Consider the following 16,816-nt stretch of genomic DNA (forward strand, 5'->3'; position numbering starts at 1 on the left):
AAGTATGGTGCGTATCAGCCTCCACACGCCGAGACCCCACATGCCCCATTACGCCGCCCCGCTGCGCGACATGCGCTTTGTGCTGTTTGAACTGCTCAAGGTCCAGGAAGAACTCAAGGCCCTGCCCCGCTATGCCGAACTCGACGTCGAAACCATCGACGCCGTCCTCGAAGAGGGTGCGAAGTTCGCCAGTCAGGTCATCCAGCCGCTCAACCAGGTCGGCGATCGCGAAGGCTGTACCTGGCACGGCGACGGCGTCGTCACCGCACCGCCCGGCTTCAAGGACGCGTATGCCCAGTTCATCGAGGCGGGCTGGCCGTCGGTAAGCTGCGATCCGGACTTCGGCGGCCAGGGGCTGCCGGCGATCGTCAACAACCGCCTGTACGAAATGTGGAACTCGGCCAACCAGGCCTGGTTGATGTATCCCGGCCTGTCGCACAGCGCCTACGAGTGCCTGCACGCCTTTGGTACCGACGAGCAGAAGCAGGTTTACCTCACCAAGATCGTCTCGGGTGAATGGACCGGCACCATGTGCCTGACCGAGCCGCACTGCGGCACCGATCTGGGCATCCTCAAGACCAAGGCCGAAGTGCACCCGGACGGTGGCTTCACCTTGACCGGCACCAAGATCTTCATCAGCGCCGGCGAACACGACCTGGCGCCGAACATCCTGCACCTGGTGTTGGCCCGCCTGCCCGATGCGCCGGCTGGCACCAAGGGCATCTCGCTGTTCCTGGTGCCCAAGTTCATCCCCGACGCCAATGGCGCCGTGGGCGAGCGCAACACCATCCGGGCCGGCTCGATCGAACACAAGATGGGCATCCACGGCAACGCCACCTGCGTGATGAACCTCGACGCTGCCCGCGGCTGGCTGATCGGCGAGCCGAACAAGGGCCTGGCGGCGATGTTCGTGATGATGAACTCCGCGCGCCTGGGCGTGGGCATGCAGTCGTTGGGCCAGGCCGAGGCCGCGCACCAGAATGCCGTTGCCTATGCCAAGGACCGCCTCCAGGGCCGGGCGCCCACCGGGGCCGCGGCGCCGGCGAAGGCCGCCGATCCGATCATCGTGCACCCGGACGTGCGCCGCATGCTGCTCACCAGCCGCGCCTACACCGAGGCCGGTCGCGCATTCACCACGTGGACGGCGCTGTTGATCGACCGCGAGCACGCGCATCCCGATCCGGCCGTGCGTGAGGAGGCGGACGAGCTGATGGCGCTGCTGACACCGGTGGTCAAGGCTTTCATCACCGACAACGCCTGGGAAACCACCACGCTATGCCAGCAGGTCTACGGCGGTCACGGCTACATCACCGAGTGGGGCATGGACCAGTTCGTTCGCGACTCACGCATCAACATGATCTACGAGGGCACCAACGGCATCCAGGCGCTAGATCTTTTGGGCCGCAAGGTGCTGATGGACGGCGGCAAGAAGTTCGGTCGTTTTGCCGCTCTTATCCAGTCTTTCCTGAAGGAGAACGCCGGGCGCGCCGACATGGCGGAGTTCAGTGCCCCGCTGGCAAAACTGCTGGCCGAAACGGTCACGCTGACCCAGGACATCGGCGCCCGCGCGCAGTCCAACCCGGATGAAGTCGGCGCGGCGTCGGTGCCCTACCTGCGCATCATGGGCCACCTGACGTATGCGTGGCTGTGGGCGCGGATGGCTCAGGTGGCCCTGGACAAACAGGACAGCGGCTTCTACGCGACCAAGCTGGCCACCGCGCGTTTCTATTTCGCCTGGCTGCTGCCCGAAACCGCACACCAGCTGCGCGCGGCACGTGCGGGGGCGGCGACCCTGATGGCTACCGCAGCCGAAGACTTCTAACGCGTCCGGTCCGGGAACAGGCGACACCAGCCGGCCGGACCCAGCGCATGCAGGGTTTCAATATTGGCCTCGAAGATCCGGTCAGCTTCCGGGAACGCCGCGACGGCCTTGTCCACGCTCTCCTCGCGTAGCAGATGCAGGGTCGGATACGGCGCACGGTTGCTGAAATTACCCATGTCATCGGCATCGCTGTCGGCAAACTGGTACTGCGGGTGGAAGCTGGCCACCTGCAGTACGCCGTCAAGCTCGAGCTCGTCCACGGCGGCGTCGGCGATGTCGAGGAAATCGTTGTAGTCGAGGAAGTCGCCCAAGACCTTGGGATGCACCAGCAGCGTGGTCTCGATGTCGGCGGGATCGGCCGAGGCCAGCAGCTGCAGCTCGTGCAGCAGGTCCTCGATCAATGCCTCTTCGGTCTGCGCCTGGCTGACGACGTAGCGGATCTGCCGCTTCACGTGCACGGCTTTTGCGAACGGGCATAGGTTCAGGCCGATGACGGCCTTCTCCAGCCATTCCTGCGTGGCGGCCAGCACGGTTTCATCGGACAGCGGCTCGTCACCGCGCATGGGATCGTGGGTATGCATACCGCCTCCTATCGCTTGAGCCTGGCGGCTTTGCCCAGGTCGTTCCACCAGTAGCGCGCGAACGAACGCAGCATGCCACGTCCGAGGTCCGGTGCGCGGCCATCCGCCAGCCGGTCCATCTGCTGGTAGTACCAGCCCTGGGCGCCGAGCACGTTGATCATTTTCGGCAGGAGCCAGGGACTGGCCGGCGACAGCAGCCCGCGTGGCCGCAGGTGCAGCTGTCGTTCGAAGGCAGGCAGTTCGTCTATCTCACGCGCCAGCAGGCGCCGCGCCACGTCAGGATGGGTACAGAACGGTCGCCCCAGCCCGATCAGGTCGGTATCGCCGCTGGCCAGCGCGGCCTCCATGCCGGCACGGGTGCGGAAGCCTCCGGTCACCATCATCGGCATCGTTGCGACCTTGCGGATCGCCGTCGCATATTCCAGGAAATACGCTTCGCGCACCCGGGTGCTGTGGCGCACCTCGACGGCATCGTCCTCGCGTCCCGACATGCCCAGCAGGCGCGGCTGCTCGTAGTTGCCGCCGGAGATTTCCAGCAAGTCCAGGCCCGTGTCGTTGAGCAGCCCCACCACGCCAAGACAGTCGGCGTGGCTGAAGCCGCCCTTGCGGAAGTCGTCGGAATTGAGCTTCACCGATACCGGGAAATCCGCCCCGACCGCCTTGCGCACCGCGCGCACGGCCTCGACCAGGAAGCGCGCGCGATTCTCGAGTGAACCGCCCCAGGCGTCGGTGCGGCGGTTGGTGACCGGCGACAGGAAGCTGCTCAGCAGGTAACCGTGCGCACCGTGCACCTGCACGCCGGTGAAGCCGGTTTCGCGCGCGATCACGGCCACGGCGGCGAAGCGCTGAATCAGGTCCAGGATCTCGTCCTCGCGCAGCGCCCGGGGCTTGGCGTAGTTGCCCAGCAACTCCAGCTGCACGGCCGACGGCCCGACCGGCTGGCGCGTGGCATAGCGCGGCGACTGCCGCCCCGCATGCGATATCTGCATCCACAGCCCGTTGCCGCCGACCGTGCCGGCCGCGGCCCAGGCCTTGAGCCGCGCCCTCGCCTCGCCGTCGACGCTGGGCGGATGCGAGGTATCGATGGCCACGTTGCCGGGACGCTCGATTACATGCCTGTCGATCATCACGTTGCCGGTGACGTGCAGGCCGGCGCCGCCTTCGCTCCAGGCGCGGTAGAGCCGCACGTGACGCTCGCTGGCCCGGAGCTGCGCGTCGCCCAGCCCTTCGGTCATCGCCGCCTTGCACAGGCGGTTCGGAATCACTGCGCCGCAGGGCAACGTCAGCGGCTGGGCCAGGGGGTCGCTCATGGGCGGGACTCTTCTTCGGGACGCACCAAGATAGCGCAGCCCGCAATACCCGGCCGAGCCGGTACAGTGGCTGCCACCTCCACGACGGAATTCGCCTCGAATGAATGCCTACATCGCCCTGATCACCATCCTCACCGTTGCGCTTATGTTCGGCACCGCTTTCGTGGTCGGGCGCGCCCGCGGCAAGTACGGCATCAAAGCGCCGGCCACCACCGGGCACGAGGGCTTCGAGCGCGCTTTTCGGGTCCAGATGAACACCCAGGAGTCCGTGCTGATGTTCCTGCCGTCGCTCTGGACGGCGGCGGCCTTCGGGGTGGCGTGGTTGAGCGCGGTGTTCGGTGCCGTCTGGCTGGTCGGGCGTATCTGGTACGCCGTGTCCTACTCCAACCCGGCCGGCAACCGCGGCCCGGGCTTCCTGATCGGCATGGTCGCCGTGCTGTGCCTGGTGGTACAGGCTCTGTGGGGGATTGCCTGGACGTTCGTACTGGCCTGAACCTGCCCGCGGGCCGGCCCCGCCGGCCCGCGGATCACCCGGTCAGTGTTGTGCCGTCTTGACCAGCAGGTGCTTGGCCAGGCCGCCGTGCAGCCTGCCGATAGCGCGCGCCAGATGCAGGACTACGAACAGGCCCAGCACGCCCACCAGCATCAGCAACGGCGCACCGAGCACAGAGTCTCCGAACGGCCCCATCTGCAGGCTGCCCGCGATCGTCACCAGGCCCATGGCGTCAAGCACGGCGGCGATGCCACCGACCACCAGCCCCACCGACAGCGACAGCCCCACGATCGCTACCGTGAAGTAAACCAGGCCCAGCGGCATCATCAGCACCATGTAGAGCATCGTTGACCAGGTCCGCGGATCGGTGAACATGGCCCCGATCCGCGCCAGCAGCGGCTGGCCCCGGCCGACGTAGAGCGGCCGGCGCGGCATGCGTTCGCCCAGCATCGACTCCACCAGCCGCCCTTCCACCAGCGACAGCAATCGCACGATGCCTACGAGCAAAATCACGAACGGAATACCGATGATCAGCAGCGCCAGGCCGGCCGCGGCGCTCAGCCCGGCCACCACGACGGTGAAGTAGACGATGCCGGTGGCCAGCGACAGCAGCATGTAGAAGAGCGAGGTCCAGGCCCGCGAATCCGCGGCTACACCGAAGAAGCGACCCGCCAGGCTGGCGCGCGGTGCCGGCGGCGGCGTGCGCATCGCCTGGGCGACCTGGACTTCGGTGTCGCGATAGATCGCCGCGACTTCGGTCGGGGCGCCGTAGCTGCCGGTGATGTTGGCGAGCAGCTGGGCTTCGTCGCTGCCCGGGTTCTCGGCCAACTCCGAGCGCAGGTATTCCTCGGCGTCGTAAAGCGCGTCCTGCACCAGGGCCGGATCGGCATCGCGCAGTTCGCGCCGGAGTTCATCGAGGTACTCGGGAATGGATTTCGGGGTGGCGTTGTTCATCGCATATTTCCTTCCAGCAAGGCGTCGACGGATTGGCGGGTGGTGTCCCAGCTCGATATCCACTCAGCCAGCACGCGCCGGCCCAGCGGGGTGATGCGGTAGTAGCGGCGCGGCGGACCGCTGACCGAAGGCTCGACATAGCTGTCCGCCAGGCCGGCGGCGCTGAGGTTGCGCAGCACCGGGTACAGGCCGCTTTGTTTGCCGCCCAACAGCGGATCGCCGGTCTGCTCCAGGCGCTTGGCAATCTGGTAGCCATACAGGGCGTCCTTGGACTGCCCCAGGACTGCCAGCAGGACGAGGGAAACCGTCCCGGCGCTGAGTTCTTTCTGGAATTTCTTCAGGTGTGGCTCGGTGTCATCCATGGACCTGTCCTCGACTGATCGGTACAGCCTTCTTAGCTGTATCGTTAAGTCAACACTACCCAGACGATGAAGTAGCGCGCAGTGCCGGAAGTCAGGGTGGTAGTGTTTGCCTGTCCCCCGCACCCAAGGATCGGTTCCAATGAGCGCTGCGTCCCTGTCCGGCCCGATGCCCGTGGTCTTCCTCGGTCACGGCTCGCCCATGAACGCCATCGAGGACAAGGCCTGGCGACGAAGCTGGCAGGCATTGGGGCAGCGCCTTCCGCGGCCCGAAGCCATCCTGTGTATCTCGGCGCATTGGGAGACCCAGGGCGTGTACGTCGGCTCTGCCGAGAAGCCCGACACCATCCACGATTTCCACGGGTTTCCGCGCGCGCTCTTCGACGTGCGCTACCCGGCCCCGGGCAGCCCAGCGCTGGCGCATCGCGTCGCCGACCTGATCACCCAACCGCGGGTGCACCTCGACAGCCATCGCGGACTCGACCACGGCGCCTGGGGCGTCCTGCAGGCGATGTATCCCGCAGCCGACATCCCGGTAGTGCAGCTGAGCCTGTCGAGCCTGCAGCCCGGCGCCTGGCACTACGACCTCGCCAAGCAGCTGGCGCCACTGCGTGACGAAGGTGTGTTGGTGGTGGGCAGCGGCAATATCGTCCACAACCTGCGCCTTTGGCGCCAGAATCAGGAAGAAGCCTACGACTGGGCCGAACGCTTCGACGAGGACATCGCCGAGCGCATCGCCGAGGGCCACCACGAGGGCATGCTGGGCTACGAAACGCTGGGCCCGGATGCACTGCTGGCAATCCCTACGCCCGAGCATTATCTCCCGCTGCTGTACGTGCTGGCGCTGCAGCGCGAAGACGACGCCGTCGAGTTCTTCAACGAAACGGTCAACAGTTCGATATCGATGCGTTCGGTCCTGGTCGGCGCCTGAGGCATGGCTGACAACTTGTTGCTGGTGGTTTTCCTGCCGATCGCGCTGGCCGTGGTCATGGCCGGGCTGGGCCTGCATCTGACGCTGGCAGATTTCCGGCGCGTGCTGGCGATGCCGCGCGCGGTCACCGTGGCGCTGGCGGTGCAGTCGCTGCTGCTGCCGCCGGTGGCCATTGCGCTGTGCCTGGCGTTCCGACTACCCGGCGAGCTTGCGCTGGGCCTGGTGCTGCTGGCGGCATCGCCGGGCGGCGTCACCGCCAATTTATTCAGCCACCTCGCGCGTGGCGACGTCGCGCTCAACATCAGCCTGACCGCGATCAATAGCCTGCTGGCGCTGCTGACCCTGCCGCTGTGGACGGCGCTCGCCCTTTCCTGGTTCCTGGGCGCCGAGGCCAGCGTGCCGCCACCGGTCGGCAAGGTGCTGGAAGTGGCCGTGCTGGTGATCACCCCGGTCACGCTGGGCATGGCGCTGCGCGCCTGGTATCCGAGGCTGGCCGATGCCGCCGAGAAGCCGGTGCGCATGCTCTCGTCCCTGCTGTTGGGCCTGCTGGTCGCGCTCGCGTTCTACTCGGAATGGGACACCGTGCGCGCCTTCGCGCCGGTGGTTGGCCTGGCCTGCATCAGCTTCAACCTGATCAGCCTGCTGTCGGGCTACTTCGCCGCCAAGGGCGCGCGACTGGCTGAGCCGCAGGCGATCGCGATCAGTTTTGAAATCGGCATCCACAACGGTACCCTCGCCATCTTCATCGCCATCGAAGTGCTGGCCCGCACGCAGGCCGCGATCGCGCCGGCGATCTACTCGCTGAGCATGTATCTCACCGCCGCGGTGTTCGCCGCCTGGCTGCTTCACCGGCGCAAGCGCGCGACATGAGCAAGATCTACGACCAGCGCTACTTCGACACCTGGTACCGGCAGCGCGACTTGGGCGGCAAGGCGGCGCTGACGCGCAAGGTGGCCCTGGCCGTGGCGCTGGCGGAGTACCACCTGGGGCGGCCGATCCGCTCGGTGCTGGATGTTGGCTGCGGCGAAGGCGCCTGGCGCGCGCCGCTGCTGGCGCTGCGGCCCAAGCTGCACTACATGGGCCTGGACGCCAGCGAGTACGCCATCGCCCGCCACGGCGTGCGCCGCAACCTGCACTGGCTGCCCTTCGGTGACCTCGAGGCATTGCCGCCCAGGCGGCCCGCAGACCTGCTGGTGTGTTCGGACGTGATGCACTACCTGCCGGACGACGAGCTCAAGCGCGGCCTGGCGGAGTTCGCGCGACTATGCGACGGCGTCGCCTTCCTCGAGGTCTTCGCAGAAGGCGACGACATCATCGGCGACCTGCAGGACATGCGGCGCCGGCCGGCGACCTGGTACCGCCGCGCCTTCGCCCGCGCCGGTTTCACCGCCGTGGGTTCGCATACCTACCTCAGCGAAAACCTGGCAGCCGCCGCCACCGCGCTGGAACTGCCGCGATAAACCGGACGCGCGGGCACCCCGCCGGGTAACCTGCCCGGATGGACGACACGCCCTACGCCGACCTCGGACCCGACCGCATTCTCGACGCCATCGAGTCACTGGGCCTGGAAAGCGACGGGCGCGTACTGGGCCTCAACAGCTACGAGAACCGCGTCTATCGGATAGGCATCGAGGGCGGGCCGCCGGTGGTCGCCAAGTTCTATCGTCCAGGTCGCTGGACCGACGATGCCATCGGCGAGGAGCACGCCTTTTCGGCCGAGCTGGTGGCGGCGGATCTTTCGGTGGTGGCGCCGCTCTCGCACCAGGGCCACACCCTGCATCCTTTCGAAGGCCATCGTTTCGCGCTGTTCCCCCTGCGCGGTGGCCACGCGCCGGAGCTGGGCGATCGCGCGGTACTGACCCACCTGGGACGCGTGCTCGGTCGCATGCACGCGGTCGGCGACGGCGCCCGCTTCGCACACCGGGGTGAAATCAGCATTGAAAGCCACGGCGTGGCGCCGGTGGACTTCCTGCTCGAGCACGGCTGGCTGCCGGCGGATCTCGAGGACAACTTCGCCACCCTGGCCGATGCGCTGCTCGACGCCATGGACGACTGCTGGGAGCGGGCCGGTGACGTGCATACGCTGCGTCTGCACGGCGATTGCCATCCCGGAAATATTCTGTGGCGCGACGAACAGGCGCACTTCGTGGACCTCGACGACTGCCTGTCCGGCCCGGCGGTCCAGGACCTGTGGATGCTCGCGGGCCGCCGCGAGGACAGCAATACGCCGCTGCGCTGGCTGCTCGAGGGCTACGAACAATTCCGTCGCTTCGACCGCCGCGAACTGCACCTGATCGAGCCGCTGCGCACCCTGCGCCTGCTGCACTACAACGCCTGGATCGCAAGGCGCTGGCACGACCCGGCCTTCCCGGTGGCCTTCCCCTGGTTCGAGGCGCCAAGGCACTGGGAGTCGGTGATCACGCAAATGCAGGAACAGCTCGCCGCCCTGCAGGAAGCCCCGCCGGATCCGGACTGAAGCGCGCGCGGGCGGGTCGCGCTACCCTGCCCGCCAAGACCACGCAACGGAAGCCACCGCCATGACCCTGCGCCCCGCCCTGCTCACCCTCGCCCTCGCCCTGCCGCTGGGCAGCGCCTACGCCACCAGCCCGCCCAAGAAGGCGCTGACCATGCAGGACGTGCTCGAAGCCTCGACCGCGGCCGACTGGCGCAGTCCTGATCCGGAGCAGACGCTTTATCTGGAGCTCGACTCGGGCCGCGTCGTGATCGAACTCGCGCCGATGTTCGCGCCCGCGCATGCCGCCAACATCCGCACGCTGGTGGCCGCCGGCTATTTCAACGGCCTGAGCATCAATCGCTCGCAGGACAATTTCGTGGTGCAGTGGGGCGACGCCAACGGCGAGGACCCGACCCAGGCCAGGCCCCTGGGGCAGGCCAAGCCCAAGCTTCCGGCGGAATTCGTCCGTCCCGCCGACGGCCTGGCTTTCACCCCGCTGGCCGATACCGATGGCTGGGCGCCGCAAGTGGGCTTCGTCCAGGGATTCCCCGCAGCGCGTGACCCCGACGCCGGACTCGCCTGGCTGGCGCACTGCTACGGCACGGTCGGCGCCGGCCGCGCAGCGGCGGCCGACAGTAGCGTTGGCAGCGAGCTTTACGTGGTCACCGGGCAGTCGCCGCGGCAGTTGGACCGCAACATCACCACGGTCGGTCGCGTCCTGCTGGGCATGGAGCGCCTGAGTGTGCTGCCGCGCGGCACGGGCCCGCTGGGCTTCTACGAGCAGGCTGGCCAGCGCGCGCCGATCCGCGCCATCCGGCTCGCCTCCGAGGTGCCGGAAGCCGAGCGCACCCGACTGGAGGTTTTCCGGACCGACACCGCCGCCTTCGCCGACCTGGTGGAGTCGCGCCGCAACCGCCGCGACGACTGGTACGTGCACCCGGCCGGCCATATCGACCTGTGCAATGTGCCGGTGCCGGTGCGCGAAGCGCCCGCCGCCAACTAAGCCGCTGAGCCCCTTGCCGGGGGTCCCTGGAAAGCGCCGGCATGGGACAATGCCGCGGTGGACATCGACCCCTCTCTTCAATGCAGCGACTGCCAGGCCTGCTGCTGCCAGCTGCCGGTGCGCGTGCTGCCGGGCGACGATCCGCCGGAGCACTACCTCGATGAGGACGCCGAAGGCTATCTGATCATGGCCAAGGCCGACGACGGCTGGTGCGTCGCGCTCGACCGCGAACGGATGTGCTGCGGCATCTACGCGCAACGTCCTTTCGTCTGCCGGGAGTTCGAAATGGGCGGCGGTGACTGTGCCGAGGTCCGCGACGACTGGCGCCGAATCGCGCTGAGCCTGCGCTGACATGGCCTGGTTCGTGTACCTGATCGAATGCCAGGACGGCAGCGTCTATACCGGCATCGCCGTGGACGTGGAAAAACGCTATGCCGCGCACGCCGCCGGCAAGGGGGCGCGCTACACCCGTTCGCATCCGCCGCAGCGGCTGCTGGCACGCTTCGAACACCCCGACCGCTCCAGCGCGCTCAAGGCGGAGTACGCCATCAAGCGGCTGACGGCTGACGCCAAGCGCGCCCTGGCCGTCGGCGTCCCCGCATGACGCCGGTCGCCAAGGCGCAGTGGCAGATCCACTTCTGCGTTCTGCTGTGGGGCTTCACGGCGATCCTGGGAAAGGCCATCACGCTGCCGGCCATGGCCTTGGTGGTTTGGCGCATGGGCATGGTGGCGGCCGCACTGCTGTTGGTGCCGCGAGTCTGGCGCGGGCTGAAGGCCATGCCCGCGCGCCAGCTGGGCATCTACGCCGGCATCGGTTTCCTGGTGGCGCTGCACTGGCTGACCTTCTACGGCGCCATCAAGTTGGCCAATGCCTCGGTGGCGGTGACCTGCATCGCCCTGGCCACGGTGTTCGTACCGCTGGTCGAGCCCTGGATCACCGGCCAGCGTTTCCAGCCGCGTGAACTGCTGCTGGGCGTGGCGGTGGTGCCGGGGGTCGCGTTGGTGGTCGGCGGCGTGCCGGCCGAGATGTATCTGGGCATCGTGGTGGGCACGATCTCGGCACTGCTGGTGGCCTTCTTCGGCGCGCTGAACAAGCGCCACGTCGAACGCGGCGATCCGCTCACCGTCACTTTCGTCGAACTCGGTGCCGGCGGACTGTGCCTGGCGCTGGCGACGCCGCTGCTGCCCTGGTTCGGCTCGCCCCTGGTGCTGCCGGGCCTGCAGGACACGGTGCTGCTGCTGGTGCTTGCCATCGTCTGCACCCTGCTGCCGTTCGCGCTGTCGTTGGTGGCCCTGCGCCACCTGAGCGCCTTCTCGGCGCAGCTGGCGGTAAACCTGGAGCCGGTGTACGCGATCGTGCTGGCGATCGTGCTGCTAGGCGAGCAGCACGAGCTGGGCGGGATGTTCTACGCCGGCGTCGCAGTCATCCTGGCGGGCGTTTTCGCGCATCCGCTGCTGCTACGGCGGGCACCACACCGCGCCGACCCAATGCCGCTGGGCACGGCGGAATCCAAGACGATCGATTAAGCCGGACCTCGCCGCAGTCGCGGCGAAATTTCCAGCGTCTGCTCGCCGTCCACCAGCTGCAGCACGCCGTCCTGGATCATGGCCTGCAGGTCCATGCCGCGCTTGAGCAGCCCGGCCAGCGCCTTGGCGTCATCGGGCGACACGTCCAGCACGGTGAGGTTGCGGCAGCGGGCCAGGGCGGCCTCGTTCTTCTCCCACCACAGGTCGGCGCCGCGGCCGCCGTAGCTCAGCACCACCACCTCGCCGGCGCGACCGCAGGCCTTGCGCACCCGCGAGTCATCCGGCTGCCCGAGCTCGATCCACTGTTCCACCTGGCCGGTAAGGTCCTTGCGCCACAGGTCCGGCTCGTCGTCCGTGCTCAGGCCGCGGCCAAACTCCAGCCGCTCGTCGGCGAACAGGGCGAAGGCCAGCAGCCGCAGCATCAGCCGCTCCTCGGTCTCGGAAGGATGCTGGGCCAGCACCAGCTCATGGGCGGCGTAGTAGTGCCGGTCCATGTCGCTGACCTGCAGGCGGGCCTTGTAGACGGTCGATTTCGGAGCCATGGGCATCCTTGGGGCATCGTTGGGCCGGCAGGGTGCGCGTTGCGCGCGCCGATGTCTAGCCGGCGGCCGCCGTGATTGCCAGCGAGCGGCGCCGAGGGGACACTAGCGCCTATTCCGCGTTGGGGAGCGCCAGGTGTCCATCTACGACAAGATCAAGCTGATGTTTGGCTGGGACACACGCCCGGTCAGCCCGAAGGCCGTTCGCGCGCCCGAGCTTGAACTGTCAGCTGCCGAAGCCGGCCCGAACGGCGCCGAGCGGCGCGGCAAGCCACGTCTCAACGCCCGACCTGGCACCCGCATGCTGGTCGTGGACGATTCGCCGACCATCGTCGCGCTGCTGGGCCGGATGCTGCGCCAGAACGACTACAGCGTGATTGAGGCGGTGGACGCCGAGACCGGGCTGGAACAGGCGCGAACGCAAACACCAGAGCTGATCTTCCTGGACATCGTGCTGCCGGGCATGGATGGTTTTGCCGCGCTGCGCCAGCTGCGGCGCGATCCCGCCACGCGCGACATCCCCGTGATCATGATCAGCGGCAACGAGCAGGCCACCGAGCAGTTCTACGTGCATCGCATCGGCGCCGACGACTTCATGAAGAAGCCATTCGCGCGCGCCGAGGTATTCGCCCGCATCGAGCGCCTCGTCGATGCCCAGGGCGTGCCGCGCCGGCTGCCGACGCAGCCCCAGGCCGTCGAACCGGACGGCGAGCCCAGTAGCCCCTGACCGGATTCAGCGCGCGGCGAGCATGGCCGCGACGAACTGCGCCGCCGGCTTGGCGTGGCCCAGCACGTAGCCCTGGGCGTAGTCGCAGTCGAGTTCGGCCAGCGTGCCCAGGGTCTCTTTGTCCTCGACGCCCTCGGCGACAACTTGCATTCCCAGGTGATGGGCGAAGTCGATCATGGCCTTGGCCAGCTGCATCGAGCGTGGCTTCTGGATCATGCCGGTGATGAAGGACCGGTCGATCTTGAGCTCGGTAGCCGGGAATTCGCGCAGGTAGGCGAACGAGGAGTTGCCAACGCCGAAGTCGTCGATGGACACCCGCACGCCCGCGTCCGAAAGCCGGTTCAGGATGTGTGCGCCCTTGTCGAGGTCGGCGATGATGGCCGTCTCGGTGACTTCGATCACCAGATCGCGCGGCGGCACGCCCCATAGTTTCAATGCATCGAGCAGGTGTTCAACCAAGCCGCGCTCGGCGAACGCAACGGCGGAGAGGTTGACCGAAACCGGCAGCCGCAAGCCCGCCTTCCGCGCATCTACGCAATGCTGCAGGCTGGCGTTGACGCTCCAGCGCGTGAACTCGGCGATCAGTCCGCTCGATTCAGCCAGCGCCACGAATTGAGCCGGGCTGATCGGCCCCAGGCGCGGATGGGTCCAGCGCGCCAGCGACTCGGCGCCGGTGATGCGTGCCGCGCGCAGATCCCAGATCGGTTGAAAGTGAACTTCCAGCTGTCCGGCCTGGATGGCCTCGCGCAGGTCGGCGGGGGTGATCAAGGGGGTCGCCTCACGCGGCGGGGCCAGCGACATCCGGTCGGCTGAAGACTCGGCCAGAAGCAGCGCCGCCTCGGCGCTTCGGCACAGCGAGTCGGCATCGTCTCCGTGCTCAGGGGTTACCGCCACCCCGACCGCCACCGTCGTCAGCAACATCCGGCCGTCGACGTCCATCGCCTGCTCGAACTGGCGCAGCAGACGCGTCGCCGCCAACAACGCGTGGTTGCCGTCGTTGACGCGGGGCAGAAGCACCGCGAACTCGTGGGCTCCCAGCGCGATGACCTCATCGCCCGGACGCAGCGCAGCCTGAGCCTGAACCTGCATCTTGCGCGCCAGCGATTCCGCGATGACCGCGCCATGCTGGATGGCTACCGCGCGGGCGCCGATCAGGCTCATGCGCAGCAGCGCCAACGGCTCGCCTTTGCGCAGGCTGTCGCGGACATGCGGCTGCAGGTAGGCCAGCAGCTCGGCACCCTGCAGTGCGAGGGGCGCATTCATGCCAGGAATAGCGCGGACGGATCGAGGCCATGCGCACCCGGCTCGAGCGAGGCCACGATGCGAACGGCGGTACGGCCACCGGCCTGGTGCTCGACCGCCATCAGATCAATGTCGCGGTAAGGCGAATAGCTGCGCTTGTCGGCGTCGAGCAACAGCATGACCCGCGGACGCAGGCGGCGCGCCTGGTTTTGCGCCAGGACGATGCCGACTTCGCCCGAGCTCAGCTCCACCAGCGAGCCCGTGGGATAAACGCACAGGCACTGCAGGAACTGTTCGACCACCTCGCCCTGATAAAGCGTCTCGCCGGCGCGGTAGATCGTCTGCAGGGCGGCGTGGCGAGACGTGCCCTTGGCATGCGGCCGGTCGCTGCAGATCGCGTCATAGCTGTCGATGATGCCGCCCATGCGCGCAGCCAGCGGAATCTGGTCGCCCTTGAGGCTGTTCGGGTAGCCGCTGCCGTCATGCCGCTCGTGATGGCCGGCGAGAATGTCGCGTGCCCATGCGCCTTTGAGTCCGGATTCGTCGAAGACCTTCAGACCCTCCGCCACGTGACCACGCATCAGCGCCCTCGCTTCAGGCGACAGTGGCCCCGGATGCTTGAAAGACTCTTCAGGCAGCGAAGCCTTGCCGATATCGAGCAGCATGCCGCCCGTCGCCAGGTCGGACAAGGTCTCTCGCGGCAGCGCAAGATGGCGGCCGAAAGCAGCCGCCAGCGCACTGCAGTGCACGGCATGGCTGTAGGCGTAGTCGTCGCGACTCAACAGCGCCATCAGCCAGAAAAAGGCGTCCACGTTGCGAATCAGGCTTTCCACCATCGGTTCAATGGCGTCCTGGATATCGCCGGCGATCAAGCGTCGACTGCTCCGCACGTCGGCCTCGAGCCGTTCGGCGAGCTTGCGCGCCTGGGTGTGGGCCTCGCGCGCACGCGGCATTTCGTCCTGCAGTTCTACGCTGTTGCGGTACTCGTGCGTGCGCGGCGGAAAAGTGGTGCTACTGCGCGACAGGATCTGCAGGCGGCGGGCCGGCACGCTGCTTTTGATGACGTCAATGAATACGCTGCTGCAATACTCCGCGAGCAGCTCGATATCCTTGTCGGTGGCGACGTGGAAACCCTGGAACGGAAAAGGCGTGCCGACCCAGTCCCGGTCAAGGCGACTGACGAACATTCCTTTTTCCAAGAGACCGACCAGGATCTGTCGCTCTTCCAACGCCATCGATACCGCCCCTGTGACCGGTCTTGCCCGGCTAAGCTAGCATGACGGCAGCCACCCGCCACCCCTCCTGACATGCCTAAGCCCCTGCTCGTCTTCGTCCACGGCTGGAGTGTTACCAGCACCGGGACCTACGGTGGCCTTCCGGCCCGCCTCAAGCGCGAGGCGGCGCGCGATGGCGGCCCTGGCATCGACATCGCCCACGTCCATCTGGGCCAGTACGTTAGTTTTCGTAACGAGGTAAGAATCGACGACATCGCGCGCGCCTTCGATGCCGCGCTGGCGCCGATCCTGGCGGAGGCCGGGCCGGGGCGCCGATTCATCTGCATCACCCACAGCACGGGCGGGCCGGTGGTTCGGGAATGGCTGGACCGCTTCCACGTCCAGACCGGGCGCTTGGACGCCTGCCCGATGAGCCATCTGCTCATGCTGGCGCCGGCGAACTTCGGCTCCGCCCTGGCCCAGCTTGGCAAGAGCCGGCTCGGGGCCATGAAGGCCTGGTTCGGCGGCGTCGAGCCCGGCCAGGGCGTGCTGGACTGGCTGGAGTTGGCCAGCCCGGAGTCGGTGGCGCTCAACCTACGCTGGATCCACGACTACCCCACCCTGGACCTGCCGGCACGGCCCAAGCCGATCTTCAGCTTCGTGCTCAGCGGCGACAGCATTGACCGCAAGCTCTACGACCACGTCAACGCCTACACCGGCGAGACCGGCAGCGACGGCGTGGTGCGCCTGGCCGCCGCCAACCTGAACGCCAGTCACCTGGTGCTGGCGCAGCCGGCCTTGCACGCCGGCGAATCCCTGCCCAGCGCCCGCAAGCGCCTGCGTTCGCTGGCCAAGGCCTCGGTCCATCGCGCACCAAGGACCGCCTTCAAGATCGTGCCGGGCGTGTCCCACAGCGGCGAGCGGATGGGGATCATGGGCAGCGTCGGTGCCGACGGCGGGCCGCATCCCACGGTGGACGCGATACTGCGCTGCCTGGCGGTGCGCGACGCCAACGGCTACACCGCGCTGTGCGATGCCTTCGATCGGGAGAACGATCGCCACCAGGCGCTCGACCGACGCGTCGAGATCGAAAAGATACCGGTGCTGCCCGACCGTCGCTACGTGCACGACCCGCACACCATGGTGCTGTTCCGCCTGCTCGATGACAGCGGTTCGCGCGTGCCCGAGATGAACCTGCTGATCACCGCCGGGCCCTCGGCCGACCCGAACCAGCTGCCAGAAGGCTTCCTGACCGACCGCCAGGGCAACCGGCGCGCGCCCGGCAACCTGTGCTTCTTCCTCAACCACGCCGCCCTAGCCGGCTGCCCCGAAATCCGGGATGGCGCTCAGCTGCTTCGGCCTGCGCTGATTCCGAGGCCGCCCTACGGGCTGCGGGTGCTGCCGCGCCAGGACGATCAGCTGGTCGAGCACTGGCTGGCCGAGCTCGGCGCAGACACCGCCGGCTTGCTCGACCTGGTGCGGCCAAATGAGACCACGATCATCGACCTGAGGCTGACGCGAGTGGTGCGCGAGGGCGTGTTCCGCTTCACCCGACAGCTGGCGCCACGCAAGTTCCGGGACGACCCACCCGGCAGCCCGATCTGAGGCCAGCGCCGACCGCTCGCCAGGGAGGGCGAACGAAAAGTTCACGCCAGCTGA

At 67.6% G+C, this 16,816-nt stretch carries 19 protein-coding genes; 12 read left to right on the plus strand and 7 right to left on the minus strand.

What is annotated here, in order from left to right; genetic code table 11:
* The first annotated feature begins 40 nt into the window (after positions 1–40).
* Complete coding sequence (locus ACYVGY_RS05395; protein WP_460456444.1) at positions 41–1,822, plus strand: acyl-CoA dehydrogenase C-terminal domain-containing protein; 1,782 nt, start codon at positions 41–43, stop codon at positions 1,820–1,822.
* Here the strand turns inward: ACYVGY_RS05395 and ACYVGY_RS05400 are convergent.
* Together ACYVGY_RS05400 and ACYVGY_RS05405 are read right to left on the minus strand one after the other, a co-directional pair.
* Entirely contained in the window at positions 1,819–2,403 is a 585-nt protein-coding gene (locus ACYVGY_RS05400) for a DUF1415 domain-containing protein (protein WP_460456445.1), read from the minus strand. The two genes, ACYVGY_RS05395 and ACYVGY_RS05400, sit on opposite strands and share 4 nt — an antisense overlap.
* Positions 2,404–2,411: 8 nt before the next feature.
* The gene (locus tag ACYVGY_RS05405) at positions 2,412–3,713 is read right to left on the minus strand and encodes an NADH:flavin oxidoreductase/NADH oxidase family protein (protein WP_460456446.1); all 1,302 of its coding nucleotides are present in this window, start codon (positions 3,711–3,713) and stop codon (positions 2,412–2,414) included.
* A gap of 100 nt (positions 3,714–3,813) precedes the next feature.
* Here ACYVGY_RS05405 and ACYVGY_RS05410 point away from each other — a divergent pair, with 100 nt between their 5' ends.
* Positions 3,814–4,206, plus strand: coding sequence for an MAPEG family protein (locus ACYVGY_RS05410; protein ID WP_460456447.1), 393 nt, complete (start codon positions 3,814–3,816; stop codon positions 4,204–4,206).
* 42 nt (positions 4,207–4,248) lie between these two features.
* Here the strand turns inward: ACYVGY_RS05410 and ACYVGY_RS05415 are convergent, their stop codons facing one another.
* Positions 4,249–5,160: a sensor domain-containing protein gene (locus ACYVGY_RS05415; RefSeq protein ID WP_460456448.1), complete on the minus strand. Its 912-nt coding sequence runs from the start codon at positions 5,158–5,160 to the stop codon at positions 4,249–4,251.
* Positions 5,157–5,522, minus strand: a complete 366-nt coding sequence (locus tag ACYVGY_RS05420; protein WP_460456449.1) for a PadR family transcriptional regulator — start codon at positions 5,520–5,522, stop codon at positions 5,157–5,159. Before ACYVGY_RS05420 ends, ACYVGY_RS05415 begins: the two co-directional genes overlap by 4 nt.
* 139 nt (positions 5,523–5,661) lie before the next feature.
* On the opposite strand from ACYVGY_RS05420, the gene ygiD reads away from it, so the two are divergent.
* The 8 genes from ygiD (at position 5,662) to ACYVGY_RS05460 (ending at position 11,435) form a co-directional block, all read left to right on the plus strand.
* A complete protein-coding gene (gene ygiD, locus ACYVGY_RS05425; protein WP_460456450.1) occupies positions 5,662–6,450 on the plus strand; it encodes a 4,5-DOPA-extradiol-dioxygenase in 789 nt (262 codons plus the stop codon).
* Positions 6,451–6,453: 3 nt separating this feature from the next.
* Positions 6,454–7,320 carry a bile acid:sodium symporter family protein gene (locus ACYVGY_RS05430; RefSeq protein WP_460456451.1) on the plus strand — a complete coding sequence of 289 codons (867 nt, stop codon included), beginning with the start codon at positions 6,454–6,456 and terminating at the stop codon, positions 7,318–7,320.
* A complete protein-coding gene (locus ACYVGY_RS05435; protein ID WP_460456452.1) occupies positions 7,317–7,910 on the plus strand; it encodes a class I SAM-dependent methyltransferase in 594 nt (197 codons plus the stop codon). Before ACYVGY_RS05430 ends, ACYVGY_RS05435 begins: the two co-directional genes overlap by 4 nt.
* A gap of 38 nt (positions 7,911–7,948) precedes the next feature.
* A complete protein-coding gene (locus ACYVGY_RS05440) occupies positions 7,949–8,926 on the plus strand; it encodes a serine/threonine protein kinase (protein WP_460456453.1) in 978 nt (325 codons plus the stop codon).
* 61 nt (positions 8,927–8,987) lie between these two features.
* Positions 8,988–9,908, plus strand: a complete 921-nt coding sequence (locus ACYVGY_RS05445; RefSeq protein WP_460456454.1) for a peptidylprolyl isomerase — start codon at positions 8,988–8,990, stop codon at positions 9,906–9,908.
* Positions 9,909–9,965: 57 nt separating this feature from the next.
* Complete coding sequence (locus tag ACYVGY_RS05450; protein WP_460456455.1) at positions 9,966–10,259, plus strand: YkgJ family cysteine cluster protein; 294 nt, start codon at positions 9,966–9,968, stop codon at positions 10,257–10,259.
* 1 nt (position 10,260) lies between these two features.
* Positions 10,261–10,512 carry a GIY-YIG nuclease family protein gene (locus ACYVGY_RS05455; RefSeq protein WP_460456456.1) on the plus strand — a complete coding sequence of 84 codons (252 nt, stop codon included), beginning with the start codon at positions 10,261–10,263 and terminating at the stop codon, positions 10,510–10,512.
* The gene (locus ACYVGY_RS05460; protein ID WP_460456457.1) at positions 10,509–11,435 is read left to right on the plus strand and encodes a DMT family transporter; all 927 of its coding nucleotides are present in this window, start codon (positions 10,509–10,511) and stop codon (positions 11,433–11,435) included. The genes ACYVGY_RS05455 and ACYVGY_RS05460 overlap by 4 nt, the downstream gene beginning before the upstream one ends.
* Here the strand turns inward: ACYVGY_RS05460 and ACYVGY_RS05465 are convergent.
* Positions 11,432–11,977 carry a YaeQ family protein gene (locus tag ACYVGY_RS05465; protein ID WP_460456458.1) on the minus strand — a complete coding sequence of 182 codons (546 nt, stop codon included), beginning with the start codon at positions 11,975–11,977 and terminating at the stop codon, positions 11,432–11,434. The two genes, ACYVGY_RS05460 and ACYVGY_RS05465, sit on opposite strands and share 4 nt — an antisense overlap.
* A 133-nt stretch (positions 11,978–12,110) precedes the next feature.
* On the opposite strand from ACYVGY_RS05465, the gene ACYVGY_RS05470 reads away from it, so the two are divergent.
* Entirely contained in the window at positions 12,111–12,701 is a 591-nt protein-coding gene (locus tag ACYVGY_RS05470) for a response regulator (RefSeq protein WP_460456459.1), read from the plus strand.
* 6 nt (positions 12,702–12,707) lie between these two features.
* On the opposite strand, the gene ACYVGY_RS05475 is transcribed toward ACYVGY_RS05470, so the two are convergent.
* Positions 12,708–13,964: a putative bifunctional diguanylate cyclase/phosphodiesterase gene (locus ACYVGY_RS05475; protein ID WP_460456460.1), complete on the minus strand. Its 1,257-nt coding sequence runs from the start codon at positions 13,962–13,964 to the stop codon at positions 12,708–12,710.
* The gene (locus ACYVGY_RS05480) at positions 13,961–15,178 is read right to left on the minus strand and encodes an HD-GYP domain-containing protein (RefSeq protein ID WP_460456461.1); all 1,218 of its coding nucleotides are present in this window, start codon (positions 15,176–15,178) and stop codon (positions 13,961–13,963) included. Before ACYVGY_RS05480 ends, ACYVGY_RS05475 begins: the two co-directional genes overlap by 4 nt.
* 72 nt (positions 15,179–15,250) lie before the next feature.
* On the opposite strand from ACYVGY_RS05480, the gene ACYVGY_RS05485 reads away from it, so the two are divergent.
* Positions 15,251–16,762, plus strand: coding sequence for an esterase/lipase family protein (locus ACYVGY_RS05485; RefSeq protein WP_460456462.1), 1,512 nt, complete (start codon positions 15,251–15,253; stop codon positions 16,760–16,762).
* Positions 16,763–16,816 lie beyond the last annotated feature (54 nt).

This window comes from Arenimonas alkanexedens, from assembly GCF_054781355.1.